Here is a 16,156-nt window from a genome sequence, read left to right on the forward strand (position 1 = left end):
GCCCATTGTCCAAAAATACTGCCGGCCTGCCCCGATCGATTGCCACCACCGGCTCGAAGGACGCTCATTGTCTCACCTGATCTCCTCGTTGCCGAGAAACCGGTTGACCGCATCAAGATCGCGCCGCGCAAGAAAGCGATCCAGGGCGTCATGGGCGACGATACGCCCCTGATCGAGGAAAAGCACGCTGTCGGCGAGACGCCTCACGTCATCGGGATGATGCGTGATCAGCAGGATGGTGTTGCCTTCCTCGGCGTGGAGGTCGCTGAGCAGCGCGCGCATCTCGGCGCGCATGCCCGGATCGAGGGCAGCGAAGGGCTCGTCGAGCAGCAACAGCGGACGGTGCCGCACGAGGGTGCGGGCAAGCGCCACCCGCTGGCGCTCGCCGCCGGAAAGCCTCGGCGGCAAGCGCTTGCCAAAACCGGCGAGCCCGACCCGCGCCAGCGCTTCCTCGATCCTTTCCCGATCGGACGGGGCGAGGCTGAGTGACGGGCTGATTCCGAGGCCGACATTGGTCGCGACATCGAGATGGGCGAAGAGGTTGTTTTCCTGGAAAATGACGGACACCGGCCGATCGGCCGGCATGCGCCCGGCCATGTCTTCGCCGAGGACCTCCACTTTGCCCGCCTCGGGTGTCTCGAAACCGGCGATGACGTTGAAAAGCGTCGATTTTCCCGAGCCGGAGGGGCCAATGACGGCGACGATCTGGCCGGCCGGAACGGCGCAATCGAACGTCAGCGCGTTGGTTTCGAAGCGCACCTTGACGTCCTTGAGCGACAGGGCGACTGAACTCATGCGCGTCGTCCTTCCGCTTTCTCTCCCGCGGTGCCGAGCATGGTCAGGACGAGGCAGATGAGCCCCAGCAGCAGGGCAAGCCCGGCCGCATCCGCGGTGCGATAGCTGCCCATCCGGCTATAGAGCAGCCAGGGCAGGGTCGCGAGATCCTGCGAGCCGAAGAGGGCGACGGCGCCGAGATCGCCGAGCGACAGCGCCAGCGCGAAGGAGAACGCCATCAACAGCGGTTTGCGCAGCCCCGGCCAATCGATCCATCGCAAGCGATGGAAGCCGCCGACGCCGAGACTGGCGGCGAGGCGCCCGGTGCGCGCTGCATGGGTTGCCATGGCCGGGGCAAGGACGCGGTGGACGAAAGGCAGAGCCATCAGAGCATTGATGGCGATGACGACGAATGGGGCGAAGCGGGCGACGTCGCCGAAGGGCCGCAACAGCAGGAACCAGCCGGCGCCGAGCACGACCGGCGGGGCGAGCAGGATGAAGGAGGTGCTGGCGCCGATCGCGCCGGCGAACAGGCGGTCCGGCATTCCGCGCCGCCGCCGGGCGAGCAGCAGGCGTTGCGTACGGATCATCAGCGCGGCCATGGCAACCGAGATGATCGCGGAGGGGAGGGCAATGGCGATGCTGGAGGCGAGCGCCCGATGGACCGCCGGTTCGCCGACGAGGCGGGCGAGATCCGCCTGCATTCCGGACACGGCGATGGCGGCGAAGGGCAGGCCGACGAAGAGGAGTGCAAGGACAAGCCAAGCGCCATCCACAAGGCGCGACACGCTGCTGAGGCCATCGAAACGTCGGGTCGCTCTGCCGCTCGTCGCGCCTTCCTCCGGGGGCGGGGCGAGATATTTGAGCGCGAGAAGCAGCGTGCCGGTCAGCACGACCTGGAGGCTGGAAAGGGCGATTGCCCTGGGCGGGTCGAAATCGAAGCGCAGCGCCTGGTAGATCGCCACCTCGATCGTGCTCGCCGCCGGGCCGCCGCCAAGCGTCAGCACCAGCGTGAAACTGGTGGCACAGAGCATGAAGACGAGGCCGGCAATGCCCGGCAGCAGCCCCCTGATCGCCGGCCATTCGACGAAGCGGAAGATCGCCAGCGAGCCCATGCCGAGATTGGCGGAGCTGCGCCAATATTCCGGCGGAATGCGCTCGAGGCCGGCAAGCATCAACCGCGCCGCAAGAGGCATGTTGAAGAAGACATGGGCAACCAGGATGCCGAACAGACCGTAGATACTGATCGGCTGCTGCAGGCCCAAGGCGGCGAGCCCCTTGTTCAAAAGGCCTTGGCGACCCCAGACCTCGATCAGGCCGAGCGCGGCGACAAGAGCCGGCAGGCCGAGCGGCAGGGCCATCAGCCGCAACATCCAGATCCGGCCGGGGAAGGATGCCTGGCGCGCCAGCGCGCGTGACACGGGTATGGAGAAGAGGATCGACAGGACTGTCGAGAGGCTTGCCTGCAGCAGCGTGAAGCGGGTGACGCGCCAGATATAGTCGTCGAACAGGCCGTTGGCGCCGCCCTCGCCGGACTGGGCGAGCAGCGCGGCGGCTGCCAGGCCGACGAAAAGCAGGATGCCGCCGAGGCAGGCAGCCGCGGCGGCGATCGTCATCCTGTTTTCGCGAGACGCGAACAAGCTTGCCTCAGTTCTTGCTCATCGCCGCCAGCCATTCGTCGATCCAGGCCTTGCGGTTGGCGGCAACCTCGTCGGACGGCATGAGGAAGGTCTTTTCCGGATTGACGAGCTTGCCGAAGGCGTCGGGCAGCGGCTCCTTGGTGGCGCCGACCGGCATCATCCAGTTGGTGGTGGGGATGATCGACTGGAATTCCGGGCCGGTCATGAAGGCGAGGAACGTGCGGGCGAGTTCTGGCTCCTTGGCGTTCTTCGTCAGGCCCGCCACTTCGATCTGGATGTAGTGGCCTTCGGCAAAGGGCGCCGCCTGGTAACGGTCGGTTCCTTCCGCCACCATATGATAGGCGGGCGAGGTGGTATAGGAGAGCACCATCGGCGCCTCGCCCTTGGTGAACAGGCCATAGGCTTCCGACCAGCCGGGGGTTACCGTCAGCACGCGCTCCTTGAGCTTGGCCCAGGCCTCGCCGGCCTTGTCGCCATAGACCGATTTCACCCAGAGAAGCAGCCCAAGGCCGGGCGTCGAGGTGCGCGGGTCCTCGATGACGATCTTCTGCGCAGGATCGCCCTCGACCAGCTCCTTGAGGCTCTTCGGCGGGTTCTTCAGGGTTTCGGTGTCGTAGATCACGGCGAAATGGCCATAGTCATAGGGAAGGAAGGTGTCGTCGGAAAAGTCGCCGGGGACCTTCACGTCCTTGGCATCAACGCCATGCGGGGCAAAATAACCGGTGGCCTTGGCTTCCGCGACGAGGTTGGTATCGAGGCCGAGGACGATGTCGGCTTTCGACCCCTCGCCTTCGAGCTTCAGGCGTGTCAGCAGCTCGACGCCGTCGGCAACGCCGACATAGTTGACCTTGCAGTCGCAGGTCTTCTCGAAGGCTTCGGCGACCTTGGCGCCCGGACCCCATTCGGTGATGAAGCTCTCATAGGTGTAGATCGTCAGCGTCTTGTCGGCGGCGACGGCGTTCGCCGAAAATGCGGACGCAGCCAGCGTTGCGATGGCGAGCCGGCTAAGGATCTTGCGATGGCGTGAATTGGACATGATGGGCACCTCTCCCTGTTGTTGCTGTTGCATGGGAAAAGCGCGTATCGGTCCGATCGCTTCTAATCCCTCCGCCGGTACGATCCGGATCAGGTTCCGCGGGTTGGCTCGAAGCCTCTCAGCCGTCGGACCGCAAGCGGCCTCAGGCACCCCGTTAGAGCAGCCAAGATTTAGCTTCCGGCGGCAGCCAAGGCAAGCGGAGTTTCGGCCAATGCATTGGCCCGCGGCGCCGCCTGCGCTATCAAGAGTTTCCGAAGAGCCGGAACGGTTGCCGGGGCTTCCCAGATCAAACCACGACAGCGGCTTTTTGTTCGCCAAGCGAGGTCATTTCATGCCGGACATGCTCGTTCGTCTCTATGCCCTGCCCGAAGGCCGCGCCTCCCGACCTGGCCCCGACGTTACCATCCGGCGCGCCCTGGCGGCCGAACGCAGGACCGTCGTCGCCTGGATCGAGGAAAGGTTCGGCGCCCTCTGGGCCGGCGAAGCGGAAGCGGCCTTTTCCTCGACGCCGACGCGGATCCATATCGCGCTATGCAAGGGAGAACTTGCCGGCTTTGCCTGCCACGACGTGACGGCGCTTGGCTTCTTCGGCCCGACGGGTGTCGACGAAGTGATGCGCGGCCGCGGCATCGGCGAGGCTCTGCTTTTCGAAAGCCTGTTCGCCATGCGCGCCGCCGGCTATGCCTATGCGATCATCGGCGGCGTCGGCCCGGCTGAATTCTATGCGCGGGCCGTCGGGGCGGTGGAGATCCCGGATTCGACGCCCGGTATCTATGCGGACATGTTGTCGCCGGACGAAACTGCAAGCTGATCCAGGCGTCGCCTTGGCCAAAAGGGCAGAAAAGGCGTTCTGCCCTTTTCCTTGCGAGCCGCTTTGCGCTATGGGCTTCTGCCATGACGGGATCGACCTACACCATTCTTCTCGGCGGCGCGCTCACCCTCACGGAGCGGCTGGCGGCGCAGCTTACCGGCAGCCGGTTCATCGCGGCCGACGGCGGCATGCGGCATGCGAAGACGTTGGGCGTCGTGCCCGATCTCTGGGTCGGCGATTTCGACTCGACCGACGAAGCGCTGCTGGCGGCGTTCGCCCACGTCCCGCGGGAAAATTATCCGGCCGCCAAGAACGCCACCGATGGCGAGCTTGCCGTCGAGGCGGCGCTTGCACGCGGCGCGACCGCGTTGATCTTCGCCGGTGCGCTCGGCGGGACCCGCAGCGACCATGCCTTCCTGCATCTCCTGCGGCTCGCGGCGCTCGCGGAAGAGGGGCATGCCGCGTTCATGACCTCCGGCGAGGAGGAAGCCTATGCGCTGATGCCGGGCGCCCATGAGATCGACCTGCCGAAGGGCAGTCTGTTCTCGATCCTCGGCTTCACCGACCTTTCCGGCCTGTCGATCGAAAACGCCCGCTACCCGCTCGACGACTTCGCGTTGCCTTTCGGCTCCTCCCGGACGATTTCCAATGTCGCGGAAGGTCCGGTTCGCCTTTCCCTGAAATCCGGCCGGGCAGTGGTTCTCGCCCGGCCCTATGATCTTTCCGGAGCCTGACGCCTTGGCGCCCCCCATCCTGAAGCTTGACGACATCTTCCTGACCTTCGGCGGTACGCCGCTTCTGGCCGGCGCCAATCTGCAGGTCGAGCCCGGCGACCGCATCTGCCTTGTCGGCCGCAACGGCTCGGGCAAGTCGACGCTGATGAAGATCGCCGCGGGCCTTGCCGAGCCGCAGTCCGGCGAGATCTTCCGGCACCCCTCGGTGACCATCCGCTATTTGCACCAGGCCCCGGATTTCGACGGGTACGACACGGTGCAGGCCTATGCCGAGGCAGGCCTCGGCCCCGGCGACGATCACTACCGCGTCACCTACCTGCTGCAGCATCTGGGTCTGACCGGCGAGGAGGATCCGATGCGGCTTTCCGGCGGCGAGGCGCGGCGCGCCGCACTCGCCCGCGTGATGGCGCCGGAGCCGGATATCCTGCTTCTCGACGAGCCGACCAACCATCTCGACCTGCCGACGATCGAATGGCTGGAAGACGAGCTGACCCGCAGTCGCTCCGCCCTCGTGCTGATCTCTCACGACCGGCGCTTTCTCGAGAAGGTCTCGACCGCCACGGTCTGGCTCGATCGCGGCCAGTCGCGCCGGCTCGAGCGGGGCTTCGCCCATTTCGAGGCCTGGCGCGACGAGGTGCTGGAGGCGGAGGAACTCGAACAGCACAAGCTCGGCAAGGCGATCGAGCGCGAGGAGCACTGGCTGCGCTACGGCGTCACGGCGCGGCGCAAGCGCAACATGCGCCGCCTCGGCGAGCTGCAGGACATGCGGGTGCGTTATCGCGGCCACAAGGGTCCGCAGGGGACGATCCAGGCAACGGTGGCCGACGCCAGGGAATCCGGCAAGCTGGTCATCGAGGCCGAAAAGGTCACTAAGGCCTATGGCGAGCGGACGATCGTCGCGCCCTTCTCTATCCGCGTCCATCGCGGCGACCGGATCGGCCTCGTCGGGCCGAACGGCGCCGGCAAGACGACGCTGCTCAAGCTGCTGACCGGCCAGCTCGAGCCGGATTCGGGGACGGTGAAGCTCGGCACAAACCTGGAGATGGCGACGCTCGACCAGAAGCGCGAGGATCTGAACCTCGACGAGACGCTCGCACATTATCTCACCGACGGGCGCGGCGAGACGCTGCTCGTCAATGGCGAACAGCGCCACGTCACCGGCTACATGAAGGAATTCCTCTTCCAGCCGGAGCAGGCCCGCACGCCGATCAGCGAACTTTCCGGCGGCGAGCGGGCCCGGCTGATCCTTGCCCGCATCCTGGCGCGCTCCACCAACCTCCTGATCCTCGACGAGCCGACCAACGATCTCGACATCGAGACGCTCGACCTGCTGCAGGAGATCGTCGCCGGCTTTGCCGGAACGGTCATCCTCGTCAGCCATGACCGCGATTTCCTCGACCGCACCGTGACCTCGACCATCGCGCCGGCCAATCCGGAGGCTCCCGATGGCCGCTGGATCGAATATGCGGGCGGCTATTCCGACATGATGGCGCAGCGCCGTGGGGCGATCGAGGAGCGACGCAAGGCTGAAAAGTCCGAGCGGGCCAAGGCGAACGATGCGCCCGGCGAAGCAGCCGAGCCGCAGAAGGCCAAGGCCAAGCTCTCCTTCAAGCAGAAATTTGCGCTCGAAAACCTGCCGAAGGAGATCGCCAAGGCCGAGGCCGAGATCGCCAAGCGTGAAGAGAAGATGCACGATCCGGCGCTCTTTGCCCGCGATCCCAATGCTTTCGCCAAACTCGCTACGGAGCTCGAAAAGCTGAAAGAGGGACTGGCCCGCATGGAGGAGGAGTGGCTGGAGCTCGAAATGCTGCGCGAGGAGCTCGAGGGCTGAGGCCGACGACTGGTTGTTAAATACCCCTCCCCACAACGGGGAGGGGCTCGGAGCCCGTTGCGATCGCCTGCCGTCATGGGAAATAATCCGAGCTCGCAGAACCGTTCGAATGGAGTGAGCCGGAGCGGCATCGCAAGTCCCTCCCCTTGTGGGGAGGGGTTGGGGAGGGGAATGGCGCGATGGGCAGCATTGAACGGACCAGGAAAATATGATAAGGAAACCTTATTATATTCCTGGAACAACCCCCGATGCCCATAAAACTCGAATCCGACACGATCGGATTGCTGCTCACCGATGTCTCGCGCCTCCTGCGCGGTGCCTTTGACCGCAAGGTCAATGCGATGGCGCTCGGAATCACACCGGGCGAGGCACGCGCCCTGATGCAGGTCGCCATGACCGAGGGCATCAAGCAGGCGGAGATCGCCACCCGCATGGGGATCGAGCCGATGACGCTTTCGGCCTATCTCGATCGCCTCGAGGCGCTCGGGCTCGTCGCGCGTCTGCCCGACCCGGTCGACCGACGCGCCAAGAATGTCGTGATTACCGACAAGGCCGATCCGCTGCTCTCCGAACTGATGGCCGGCTTACGCGGCATGATGAACGCCTATACGGAAGGCCTGGGCGACGAGGGCAGGGAGCTGCTGCGCGCCAATCTTCGCATCCTGCGCGACAATCTTCGCCGCCTCGATCCATGTCTCGCCGGCAAGGAGAAAGCAGAATGACACTGCGGATGAGCGAACGGCGCACGAGCATCATCGGCGCCTTCCTGGTGGCGCTCGGCCCCGTCTCCATGGCGCTCTATACGCCGGCGATGCCGGAACTCGTCCGCGCCTTTGCCTCCAGCGAAGCGGCGATCAAGATGACGCTGTCGCTCTATTTCGGCGGCTTCGCCTTCGCCCAGCTCGTCTCCGGCACGCTCTCCGATGTGATCGGCCGGCGACCGGCGACGCTGATCTTCATGGCGATCTATCTCGCCGGCAGCCTGATGGCGGCTTTTGCGCCCTCGATCGCCGTGCTGCTTGCCGGCCGGCTCGTGCAGGGGATCGGCGCCTCCGTCGGCATGACCGTCGCCCGCGCCATCGTCCGCGACCAGTTCACCGGGACGACGGCGGCCCGGATCATGAACATGATCGGCATGATGCTGGCGCTCGGCCCGGCCGTCTCGCCGACGCTCGGCGGCCTCGCACTCGGCCTTTTCGGCTGGCAGTCGATCTTCTTCCTGATGGTCGGCTTCGCGGCTATGGCCTGTTTCACCGTGCAGTTCTTCATGGCCGAGACGGTGACGCCGGATCGCAGCAAGGGGCATTTGCGGCCGATCCTCGCTGCCTATCGCGAGCTGCTGACGGACAGCCGCTTCGTATCGACAACGCTGGTGATCGCCGGGGCGGTCGGCGCCCTCTATGCCTGGGCGACAATGCTGCCCTTCGTGCTGATCAGCGAGGTTGGCCTGACGCCAACGGAGTTCGGCGTCGGCATGCTGATGCAGTCGGGCCTGTTCTTTTCTGGCACGGTGACCGTGCGGCTGCTGATGCGGCGCTTTACGCCGCAGGCGCTGGTACCCGCCGGACTCACTTTCATCGGCATGGCAAGTCTCATTCTTGCCTTCACCATGCATGCCCTTGAGCCGAGCTTTCTCGCGGTGATGATCCCGATCGGCCTCTACGCTTTCGGCATCGCCTTCGTCATGCCCTATATGATGACGGCGGCGATGGCGCCCTTCCCGCATATCGCCGGCACCGCATCGGCGATGATGGGCTTCATCCAGATGGGCTCCGGCCTCCTCGGCGGCGCGCTGGCCGCGCTCGTCGGCGCCCCGGCTCTGGCGCTCGGAACGATCATCCCGGGCTTCGGCCTGATCTCCATAGCAAGCTATTTCTGGTACCGTCGAACCGTTCGCCTGCGCCCCTTGACGGTGCCGGCCTCCGCCGAGGAGCCGCTGCGCGAAGCGGCGGAATAGCCGCAACAAAAAACCGCGGCAGATTGCTCCGCCGCGGCTTCTGTTCGAACAGGCGACTTTTAGCGGTTGCGCGCGGCGAGCGTGCGCAGGCGCAGCGCATTGAGCTTGATGAAGCCGGCGGCATCCTTCTGGTCGTAGGCGCCCTGGTCGTCCTCGAAGGTGACCAGCTTGTCCGAATAGAGCGACTTGTCGCTCTCGCGGCCGATGACCATGACGTTGCCCTTGTAGAGCTTCAGCGTCACTTCGCCTTCGACATGCTCCTGGCTCTTGTCGATCGCCGCCTGCAGCATCTCGCGCTCCGGCGAGAACCAGAAGCCGTAATAGATGAGCTCCGCATAGCGCGGCATGAGCTCGTCCTTGAGGTGCGCAGCGCCGCGGTCAAGGGTGATGCTCTCGATCGCCCGGTGGGCGGCCAGCAGGATCGTGCCGCCGGGGGTCTCGTAGACGCCGCGCGACTTCATGCCGACGAAACGGTTCTCGACCAGGTCGAGGCGGCCGATGCCGTTGTCGCGGCCGTAGTCGTTGAGCTTGGCAAGCAGCGTCGCCGGCGAAAGGCGCACGCCGTTGATCGACACCGCATCGCCGCGCTCGAAGCCGACCTTGATGACGGTCGCCTGATCGGGGGCCGCTTCCGGCGAAATGGTGCGCATGTGCACGTATTCCGGCGCTTCCTGGGCCGGGTCCTCCAGAACCTTGCCTTCCGATGAGGAGTGCAGCAGGTTGGCGTCGACCGAGAAGGGCGCCTCGCCCTTCTTGTCCTTGGCGACCGGGATCTGGTGCTTCTCGGCGAATTCGAGCAGGTCGGTGCGGCTCTTGAACGACCAGTCGCGCCAGGGGGCGATGATCTTGATGTCGGGGTTGAGCGCGTAAGCCGAGAGCTCGAAGCGAACCTGGTCGTTGCCCTTGCCGGTCGCGCCATGGGCGATCGCGTCGGCGCCGGTCTTCCGGGCGATGTCGATCAGGTGCTTGGAGATCAGCGGGCGGGCGATCGAGGTGCCGAGCAGGTAGACGCCTTCATAGACCGCATTGGCGCGGAACATCGGGAAGACGAAGTCACGCACGAACTCCTCGCGGACGTCCTCGATATAGATCTCCTTGATGCCGAGCATCTCGGCCTTCTTGCGGGCGGGCTCCAGTTCCTCGCCCTGGCCGAGATCGGCGGTGAAGGTCACCACTTCGGCGCCCAGTTCCGTCTGCAGCCATTTCAGGATGATCGAGGTGTCGAGACCGCCGGAATAGGCGAGAACGACCTTCTTCACGTCTTTGTGCGATGCCATGGTGTCTGTCCGTGCTTTTCGGGGGCGGCGATGCCGCCGTGCAAAATCTGCGGCACTTTAGCCAGAACTCGAAGCGATACAAGCGGAACTAAGCCGGGATAGGCGAATCCGCTGGCAAAAGCGTGTGCCCAGCGGTATCAGCAAGGATCACCGACCAAAGCGCGTCGCGCGCTTTCGGTCCCTATTTTTATGCATGTCGTCATCCCAAGACCGCTGCACACTTTGGGCGACATGCATCGGGGAATGCGCCATGGACTTCGTGCCCAGCCTGCCGACACTCTTCGCCTTTGCCGCCGCAAGCCTGCTTCTGGCCGCGACACCGGGGCCGGACATGACGCTCTCGATCAGCCGGGCGCTGGCGCAGGGCAAGAAGGCCGCACTCTTCGTGGTCGTCGGCACCGGGCTCGGCATCGTCGTCCATACGCTGCTCGTCGCCTTCGGCATCTCGGCGCTGATCACCGCTTCGCCGACCGCCTTCCTGGTCCTGAAGACCGGTGGTGCCGCCTATCTGCTGTGGCTGGCGATCCAGGCGATCCGCTACGGGTCGAGCCTGTCGGTGACGAAGGTCACCGAGGCGAAGGGCACGGCACTGTCGAACATCGCCACCGGCTTCTCGGTGAACATCCTCAACCCGAAGGTGGTGATCTTCTTCATGACCTTCCTGCCGCAATTCGTCAGCGCCGACGATCCGGCGGTGACCGGCAAGCTCCTGTTCCTCGGCTTCTTCTTCATCGCAATCGGCATGCCGGTCAACGCGCTGGTGGTGCTCGCCGCCGACTGGCTGGCGGCATGGCTGCAGCGCAACAGGCGGGTGATGCGGGCGATCGACTACAGCTTCGCCGGCGTGTTTTCGGTGTTTGCGGTGAAGATTTTCCTGACGCAGGCGCGGTAGCGCAAGTCCGGGCGGCGTTTGCCCCTCATCTGCCTGCCGGCATTTTCTCCCCGCTTGCGGGGAGAAGAGACAAGTGGGACGCCCACCGTTCTCTCATCTTTACGGCAGGCTGTACTTTGGGACGCATATTGGAGCGCTGTCATTGCAGCATACCCCTTCTCTCCCCTTGCGGGGAGAAGGTCGCGGCAGCGGGATGAGCGGCAAAGTCCCCTTCAATCCTCGCCGTGATTGGCGATCATCATTGCCTCGAAGGCGAGGCGGTCGACCTTGCGCATGCGCTCCGATTCCGACTTCAGCTGGCCGCAGGCGGCCAGGATGTCGCGGCCGCGCGGCGTGCGGATCGGCGAGGCATAGCCAGCCTGGTTGATGAAATCGGCGAAGGCCTCGATCTGCTCCCAGTCCGAGCACTGGTAGTTGGTGCCCGGCCAGGGATTGAAGGGGATGAGGTTGATCTTCGCCGGAATGCCCTTCAGGAGCTTCACCAATTCCTTGGCGTCTTGCAGGCTGTCGTTGACGTCCTTCAGCATCACATATTCGAAGGTGATGCGGCGCGCATTGGAAAGCCCCGGATAGGCGCGGCAGGCCTCCATCAGCTCCTTCAGCGGGTATTTCTTGTTGATCGGCACGAGCATGTCGCGCAGCTCGTCATTCACGGCATGCAGCGAGATCGCCAGCATGACGCCGATCTCCTCGCCGGTGCGATAGATCTCCGGGACGATCCCCGAGGTCGAGAGCGTGATGCGCCGCTTCGACAGCGACAGGCCGTCGCCGTCCGAGGCGATCAGGAGCGCCGTCTTGACGTTCTCGAAATTGTAGAGCGGCTCGCCCATGCCCATCATGACGATGTTGGTGATCTTGCGGCCCTCGGCCGGCACGATCGCGCCTTGCGGCGTATCGCGCTCCGGGAAGTCGCCGAGCCGGTCGCGCGCGAGCAGAAGCTGCGAGAGGATTTCCTCGGCCGTCAGGTTGCGCACCAGCTTCTGCGTGCCGGTGTGACAGAAGGAACAGGTGAGCGTGCAGCCGACCTGGCTCGAGATGCAGAGCGTGCCGCGGCCTTCCTCGGGAATATAGACGGTCTCGATCTCCACCGGCCGGCCGGCGCCGCGCGGCGGGAAGCGCAGCAGCCACTTGCGCGTGCCGTCGCCCGAAACCTGCTCCTCGACGATTTCCGGCCGGGCGACAGTGAAATGCTCCTTGAGCATCTCGCGCATGTCCTTGGAGACATTCGACATCTGGTCGAAATCCGAGACGCCGCGCACATAGAGCCAGTGCCAGAGCTGGCTGACGCGCATCTTCACCTGCCGCTCCGGCACGCCTTTTTCGACCAAGAGCTTGGCCATGTCCTCGCGCAAGAGGCCGATCAGCGACGGCTTTTCCGTCTGCGGTTGGAGCCGCGCCTGCGGTGCCTTGACGATCTCCGCCCTGTTCAAGATCTCAGTGGCTGGCATGCTCATGGTCCTGTCATGGAGCGGGGGCTGTCCGGAGTGCGTCTCCGGATCATCTTCCGATGCTCGAATTGAAATACGGCGAGCCTCGGTGCACGCTCGAAGGGGGCGCAGGGCTCTGAATTTGCCGGCGCTTTAGCATTCTTTCGGCTGCGAGTCACCATGAGCGCTTCACCGGAATGCAAAAAGGCCGGCGTAGAGGCCGGCCTTTGCGATCAACAACGCGCTGCCGCGGCTTACTTGCAGGCCTCGATCTGTTTCAAGGCAGCGGAGATGCCGGAGAGCGAATAGGAGTAGGACGTTGCCGTGCCCTTGCGGGACTTGGCGTTGACCGACATGTCCTTGCCCGATTTCATCGCCGCGACCAGCGCCGGCTCTTCCGCGGCGTTTTCCACCCAGGCGGAATTGCCCTTGGTGAACATGACGAAGGTACGTCCGTCGATGACGACGTTGACCTTCGAATTGTCCTGCAGCGCATAGCCCATCATCGCCTGCGGCTCATAGCTGATGTTCTGTCCTGGGCGCTGCGAGACGAGGAAGAAGATATCGCCGTGGTCGACACCGGCTGGGCTCTTCTCCTTCGGGATCGACAGAACATAGCAGACCTTGCCGCCGCCGGACTGGTAGGCGTAGGCGCCCCAGGCATTGAACTGCTGGAGCCGGGTCGGCGATTGCGCGGAAGCCACGCCGGCTGCCGCCATTACGAGTGCGATTGCAGTTGCGATCTTTCTAGCAAACATGAGTTCCTGCCGATTTCCTAGCTTGCGGTCGCCCGTACCAGGCTTACACGGGCAACGCATAGTCACGATTTGAATTCATTTTGACTTAATTCAGGTTACCAAACCGTCAACGACCGCCGCAATCGTCCCTGCTTTCGCCCCGCCGAGGCAGCCGCAGACGACCTGTGCCGTTCTCTCGGGCGTGCGGTTTCCCGTGTGCGGATCTGCCGAACGTCGGTGTACTGGAATGCTGCGGCCGGTGGTTTTCCTGTCTCAAATCTTGTCGGACGCGCCGTTCTGCTGCCGTCTTTGCCCACAGCCGTCACGTTTCCGGAATCTATGTCACAAAGAATTGGGCAAGAGTTTGTCGTTGCGGGCGACAATGCGGCGACCTCGACACGGGGCGGCGGCCGCTATTCGTCGGACCGGTCGCCGATGGTCTCGTCGGCCTTGCGATAGTGCGTCTCCTTGATCTGACCGCTGATCGCCGCAAAGGCCGCAGTCAGCACGGCGACGTCGTCAGAGAAGCCGACGGCGGCGAGCACGTCGGGCACGAAATCGAGCGGCAGGACGAAATAGGCGAGTGCGGCGAGCAATATGCCGCGGGTGCGCGTCGGCGTCTGCGGATCCACCGCGCAATAATAGGCGGCGACGAGGTCGCGGCTGAAGGGGATCTGGCGCACGGCCCGGCGGAAGGTCGGCCAGAAGCCGCGGCGCACCTTGCGTTCACGGCGCTCCTGCTCGGATTCCTCGCCGGGAAGAAGAATCTCACCGATCTTGATATCGTCCATCGCGTCCGTTCCGCCTTTCGCCGAAGCTCGATATGGGATGGGCGGGGCGCTATTTCAAATGGCGCTATTTCAAATGATCCGGCATCCGGCCGGCGGCCGCCTGATCCATTTTCGCTGCCAGCTTGAAGTCGAGCTCCGTCAGCCCGCTGGCGTCGTGCGTCGAAAGCGTGACATCCACCTTGTTGTAGACATTGAACCATTCCGGGTGATGGTTGAGCTTCTCCGCCGCAAGGGCGCATTGCGTCATGAAGCTGAAGGCTTCGGCAAAATTCCGGAAGCGAAACGCCTTCCAGATCGAGGCGCCGTCCTCGGCGAGAACCCAGCCTTCCATCCTGTGCAGCTGTTCGGCGATGGCTTCGGCATCGAGCTTTTCGGGCCGCATGGTGTTTTCTCCCTGCCAATTTCAGTCTAACCATGCCGCGGTGGCTTCCCTGAACGCCTATGGATAACATGAAACCCGTCAGAATTCTCTTCGTTTGTCTCGGCAATATCTGCCGGTCGCCTCTGGCCGAGGGGGTGATGCGCGAGCTGGCGAGCCGCGCCGGTTGTGGCGATGTGGTCTCGGTCGATTCCGTCGGGATCGGCGCATGGCATATCGGCCATCCGCCCGACCGGCGCTCGATCGCGGTCGCCAAGGCCCACGGCATCGACATCACGGATCAGCGCGGTCGGCAGATCGACGCGGCCGATTTTGTCGCCTTCGACCTGATCCTCTGCATGGACCGCCACAACACCAGCGAGCTGTTGAGGCTCGCCTCGCCGGAGACGGCACATAAGGTGCATCTGTTCATGAAATTCGCAGCGGGCCGGAACGATGACGTTCCGGACCCCTACTACGAGACGGCGGATGCCTTCGAGGCGCTTTACCAGACGTTGGAAGCCGGCTGTTCCTCGCTGCTCGCGAAGCTCGAACGCCCTTCGTGAAGCGGGAACACCTCTTCCGTCAGATAGGGCCCGCCGCCGACCGAGTCGCGTGAAGACAGCAGGACGAAGCGCGGAACGATAAAGGGCGCGGTCATGAAGTTGCCGCGCCCTGATAGATATTCGACGACATCGTCGACACGTGAGGCGCGTAGTCGCGCCAACGTCACGTGCGGCGTGAACTTGCGCGGGTCCGGCGGCAGGCCGAGACGCTGGCAGATGCGTTCTATTTCCGCCTGCAGCGCGAACATGTCCGGGTTGTTGCTGACACCGGCCCAGACCGAATGCGGCTTCTTCGAGCCGAAGGCGCCGGTGCCGGTCAGTTGAAGCTGGAATTCGGGCCGTTCGATGCGATCGAGCCCGTCGATGATTTCATTGGCGGTGCGCCAGTCGACGTCGCCGATGAAACGCAGGGTGATGTGGTAGTTCTCCACATCGATCCATCGAGCTCCGGGAAGACCTCCGCGCAGCAGTGAAAGGCTCATTGCTGCATTACGCGGAATTTCGAGGGCGGTGAATAGTCTCGGCATGGCGAGCTCCCCGAATCTCTTGCAGATGTCTTAGCGAATCACGCATCGACTCTGCACGCAACTATTATTTGACGGGTTCAGATATTAACGTCCGCTTAATTTGTGGATGTTGTGTCACTCTCCTTTCTGAAGCGACCCGACGAATTGCTCGGCGGTCGGAAGAAAGCGCTCCACCATTATGGCAATTCCATCGCCGTTCGGATGCATGCCGTCTTCGAGTTGCAGCCCCGACTTGGTCACGACGCCGTCGAGGAAGAAAGGGTAGAAGACGAGGTTGTGTTGCCTCGCAAGGTCGGAGTAAATCGAATTGAAGCGCGCGCCGTAGTCGGCACCCATGTTCGGCGGCGCCATCATGCCGGCGAGCAGAACGGCGATACCGCGCTCCTTGAGCCGCAGGATCATCGCTTCCAGGTTCTTGGCTGTTTCCTCGGGCGGGATGCCGCGCAGCGCGTCATTGGCGCCGAGCTCCAGGATCACGCCCTTCGTGCCGTCCGGTACCGACCAGTCTATGCGGGCGAGACCGCCCGACGTCGTATCGCCCGAAACCCCCGCATTGGCGATCGTGATATCGAGGCCCTTGTTCTTGAGCGCCTTTTCGAGCCGGGCGGGAAAGGCATGCTCCGGCGGAAGCTGGTAGCCGGCCATCAGGCTGTCGCCGAAGCCGACAAGACTCAGAGTCTCGGCGCGGGCCGTCGCCGATAACGCGATTGTCATTGCCAGGCAGAAGAAAAAGGGCAGAAAATCTTTCAATCGCATAAGTTCGTTCCTAGGTTTCTGGACCTAAAACTTCGTTGGGCA

Annotated in this window: 17 protein-coding genes and 1 riboswitch; of the genes, 7 read left to right on the forward strand and 10 right to left on the reverse strand. The window is 64.0% G+C overall.

From position 1 onward, the window contains the following. Positions 1–72: 72 nt before the first annotated feature. From thiQ to thiB, 3 genes are read right to left on the reverse strand one after another with little or no spacing between them, the layout of a single operon-like run. A complete protein-coding gene (gene thiQ, locus N181_RS10390; protein WP_037393967.1) occupies positions 73–795 on the reverse strand; it encodes a thiamine ABC transporter ATP-binding protein in 723 nt (240 codons plus the stop codon). Then, a complete protein-coding gene (gene thiP, locus N181_RS10395) occupies positions 792–2,414 on the reverse strand; it encodes a thiamine/thiamine pyrophosphate ABC transporter permease ThiP (protein ID WP_080577399.1) in 1,623 nt (540 codons plus the stop codon). The genes thiQ and thiP overlap by 4 nt, the downstream gene beginning before the upstream one ends. Before the next feature lie 7 nt (positions 2,415–2,421). Continuing rightward, entirely contained in the window at positions 2,422–3,450 is a 1,029-nt protein-coding gene (thiB, locus tag N181_RS10400) for a thiamine ABC transporter substrate binding subunit (RefSeq protein WP_037393959.1), read from the reverse strand. A gap of 49 nt (positions 3,451–3,499) precedes the next feature. Then, positions 3,500–3,614, reverse strand: a riboswitch (TPP riboswitch). A 167-nt stretch (positions 3,615–3,781) separates the two neighbouring features. Between thiB and N181_RS10405 the strand changes: the two genes are divergently transcribed. The 5 genes from N181_RS10405 (at position 3,782) to N181_RS10425 (ending at position 8,783) form a co-directional block, all read left to right on the forward strand. Continuing rightward, the gene (locus tag N181_RS10405) at positions 3,782–4,261 is read left to right on the forward strand and encodes a GNAT family N-acetyltransferase (protein WP_037393956.1); all 480 of its coding nucleotides are present in this window, start codon (positions 3,782–3,784) and stop codon (positions 4,259–4,261) included. 83 nt (positions 4,262–4,344) lie between these two features. Then, positions 4,345–4,995, forward strand: coding sequence for a thiamine diphosphokinase (locus N181_RS10410; protein WP_037393953.1), 651 nt, complete (start codon positions 4,345–4,347; stop codon positions 4,993–4,995). A gap of 4 nt (positions 4,996–4,999) precedes the next feature. Continuing rightward, positions 5,000–6,826 carry an ABC-F family ATP-binding cassette domain-containing protein gene (locus N181_RS10415; RefSeq protein ID WP_037393984.1) on the forward strand — a complete coding sequence of 609 codons (1,827 nt, stop codon included), beginning with the start codon at positions 5,000–5,002 and terminating at the stop codon, positions 6,824–6,826. Between the two features lie 248 nt (positions 6,827–7,074). Then, positions 7,075–7,548, forward strand: a complete 474-nt coding sequence (locus N181_RS10420) for a MarR family winged helix-turn-helix transcriptional regulator (protein ID WP_037393950.1) — start codon at positions 7,075–7,077, stop codon at positions 7,546–7,548. Further along, positions 7,545–8,783 (forward strand): multidrug effflux MFS transporter, encoded by a 1,239-nt coding sequence (locus N181_RS10425; RefSeq protein WP_037393947.1) that lies wholly within the window; start codon positions 7,545–7,547, stop codon positions 8,781–8,783. Before N181_RS10420 ends, N181_RS10425 begins: the two co-directional genes overlap by 4 nt. Before the next feature lie 59 nt (positions 8,784–8,842). Here N181_RS10425 and N181_RS10430 read toward each other — a convergent pair whose 3' ends face one another. Then, the gene (locus tag N181_RS10430; RefSeq protein WP_014330161.1) at positions 8,843–10,060 is read right to left on the reverse strand and encodes an argininosuccinate synthase; all 1,218 of its coding nucleotides are present in this window, start codon (positions 10,058–10,060) and stop codon (positions 8,843–8,845) included. Positions 10,061–10,310: 250 nt separating this feature from the next. On the opposite strand from N181_RS10430, the gene N181_RS10435 reads away from it, so the two are divergent. Beyond that, positions 10,311–10,952 (forward strand): LysE family translocator, encoded by a 642-nt coding sequence (locus N181_RS10435; protein WP_037393944.1) that lies wholly within the window; start codon positions 10,311–10,313, stop codon positions 10,950–10,952. 212 nt (positions 10,953–11,164) lie between these two features. Here N181_RS10435 and rlmN read toward each other — a convergent pair whose 3' ends face one another. From rlmN to N181_RS10455, 4 genes are all read right to left on the reverse strand, one after another. Then, on the reverse strand, positions 11,165–12,400 hold the full coding sequence (gene rlmN / locus N181_RS10440) for a dual-specificity RNA methyltransferase RlmN (RefSeq protein WP_037393982.1): 1,236 nt from the start codon (positions 12,398–12,400) through the stop codon (positions 11,165–11,167). 233 nt (positions 12,401–12,633) lie between these two features. Continuing rightward, positions 12,634–13,137, reverse strand: coding sequence for an invasion associated locus B family protein (locus N181_RS10445; protein WP_014330158.1), 504 nt, complete (start codon positions 13,135–13,137; stop codon positions 12,634–12,636). A gap of 392 nt (positions 13,138–13,529) precedes the next feature. After that, a complete protein-coding gene (locus tag N181_RS10450; protein ID WP_037393941.1) occupies positions 13,530–13,907 on the reverse strand; it encodes a YkvA family protein in 378 nt (125 codons plus the stop codon). Between the two features lie 64 nt (positions 13,908–13,971). Then, the gene (locus tag N181_RS10455) at positions 13,972–14,289 is read right to left on the reverse strand and encodes a 4a-hydroxytetrahydrobiopterin dehydratase (protein ID WP_012709729.1); all 318 of its coding nucleotides are present in this window, start codon (positions 14,287–14,289) and stop codon (positions 13,972–13,974) included. A 68-nt stretch (positions 14,290–14,357) separates the two neighbouring features. On the opposite strand from N181_RS10455, the gene N181_RS10460 reads away from it, so the two are divergent. Further along, positions 14,358–14,831, forward strand: a complete 474-nt coding sequence (locus tag N181_RS10460; protein ID WP_037393979.1) for a low molecular weight protein-tyrosine-phosphatase — start codon at positions 14,358–14,360, stop codon at positions 14,829–14,831. On the opposite strand, the gene thpR is transcribed toward N181_RS10460, so the two are convergent. Together thpR and N181_RS10470 are read right to left on the reverse strand one after the other, a co-directional pair. Then, a complete protein-coding gene (gene thpR / locus N181_RS10465; RefSeq protein ID WP_037393938.1) occupies positions 14,771–15,358 on the reverse strand; it encodes an RNA 2',3'-cyclic phosphodiesterase in 588 nt (195 codons plus the stop codon). The genes N181_RS10460 and thpR overlap by 61 nt on opposite strands. Positions 15,359–15,472: 114 nt before the next feature. After that, a complete protein-coding gene (locus tag N181_RS10470) occupies positions 15,473–16,114 on the reverse strand; it encodes an arylesterase (RefSeq protein ID WP_037393935.1) in 642 nt (213 codons plus the stop codon). Positions 16,115–16,156: the final 42 nt, after the last annotated feature.

It is taken from the genome of Sinorhizobium fredii USDA 205, from assembly GCF_001461695.1.
Taxonomy (GTDB): Bacteria; Pseudomonadota; Alphaproteobacteria; order Rhizobiales; family Rhizobiaceae; genus Sinorhizobium; species Sinorhizobium fredii.

What these genes read in the sequence shown, in the direction of transcription:
- thiQ (WP_037393967.1), bottom strand. Translation starts at nt 795, where the DNA reads ATGAGTTCAGTCGCCCTGTCGCTCAAGGACGTCAAGGTGCGCTTCGAA.
- thiB (WP_037393959.1), bottom strand. Translation starts at nt 3,450, where the DNA reads ATGTCCAATTCACGCCATCGCAAGATCCTTAGCCGGCTCGCCATCGCA.
- N181_RS10405 (WP_037393956.1), top strand. Translation starts at nt 3,782, where the DNA reads ATGCCGGACATGCTCGTTCGTCTCTATGCCCTGCCCGAAGGCCGCGCC.
- N181_RS10410 (WP_037393953.1), top strand. Translation starts at nt 4,345, where the DNA reads ATGACGGGATCGACCTACACCATTCTTCTCGGCGGCGCGCTCACCCTC.
- N181_RS10420 (WP_037393950.1), top strand. Translation starts at nt 7,075, where the DNA reads ATGCCCATAAAACTCGAATCCGACACGATCGGATTGCTGCTCACCGAT.
- N181_RS10425 (WP_037393947.1), top strand. Translation starts at nt 7,545, where the DNA reads ATGACACTGCGGATGAGCGAACGGCGCACGAGCATCATCGGCGCCTTC.
- N181_RS10430 (WP_014330161.1), bottom strand. Translation starts at nt 10,060, where the DNA reads ATGGCATCGCACAAAGACGTGAAGAAGGTCGTTCTCGCCTATTCCGGC.
- N181_RS10435 (WP_037393944.1), top strand. Translation starts at nt 10,311, where the DNA reads ATGGACTTCGTGCCCAGCCTGCCGACACTCTTCGCCTTTGCCGCCGCA.
- rlmN (WP_037393982.1), bottom strand. Translation starts at nt 12,400, where the DNA reads ATGCCAGCCACTGAGATCTTGAACAGGGCGGAGATCGTCAAGGCACCG.
- N181_RS10445 (WP_014330158.1), bottom strand. Translation starts at nt 13,137, where the DNA reads ATGTTTGCTAGAAAGATCGCAACTGCAATCGCACTCGTAATGGCGGCA.
- N181_RS10450 (WP_037393941.1), bottom strand. Translation starts at nt 13,907, where the DNA reads ATGGACGATATCAAGATCGGTGAGATTCTTCTTCCCGGCGAGGAATCC.
- N181_RS10455 (WP_012709729.1), bottom strand. Translation starts at nt 14,289, where the DNA reads ATGCGGCCCGAAAAGCTCGATGCCGAAGCCATCGCCGAACAGCTGCAC.
- N181_RS10460 (WP_037393979.1), top strand. Translation starts at nt 14,358, where the DNA reads ATGAAACCCGTCAGAATTCTCTTCGTTTGTCTCGGCAATATCTGCCGG.
- thpR (WP_037393938.1), bottom strand. Translation starts at nt 15,358, where the DNA reads ATGCCGAGACTATTCACCGCCCTCGAAATTCCGCGTAATGCAGCAATG.
- N181_RS10470 (WP_037393935.1), bottom strand. Translation starts at nt 16,114, where the DNA reads ATGCGATTGAAAGATTTTCTGCCCTTTTTCTTCTGCCTGGCAATGACA.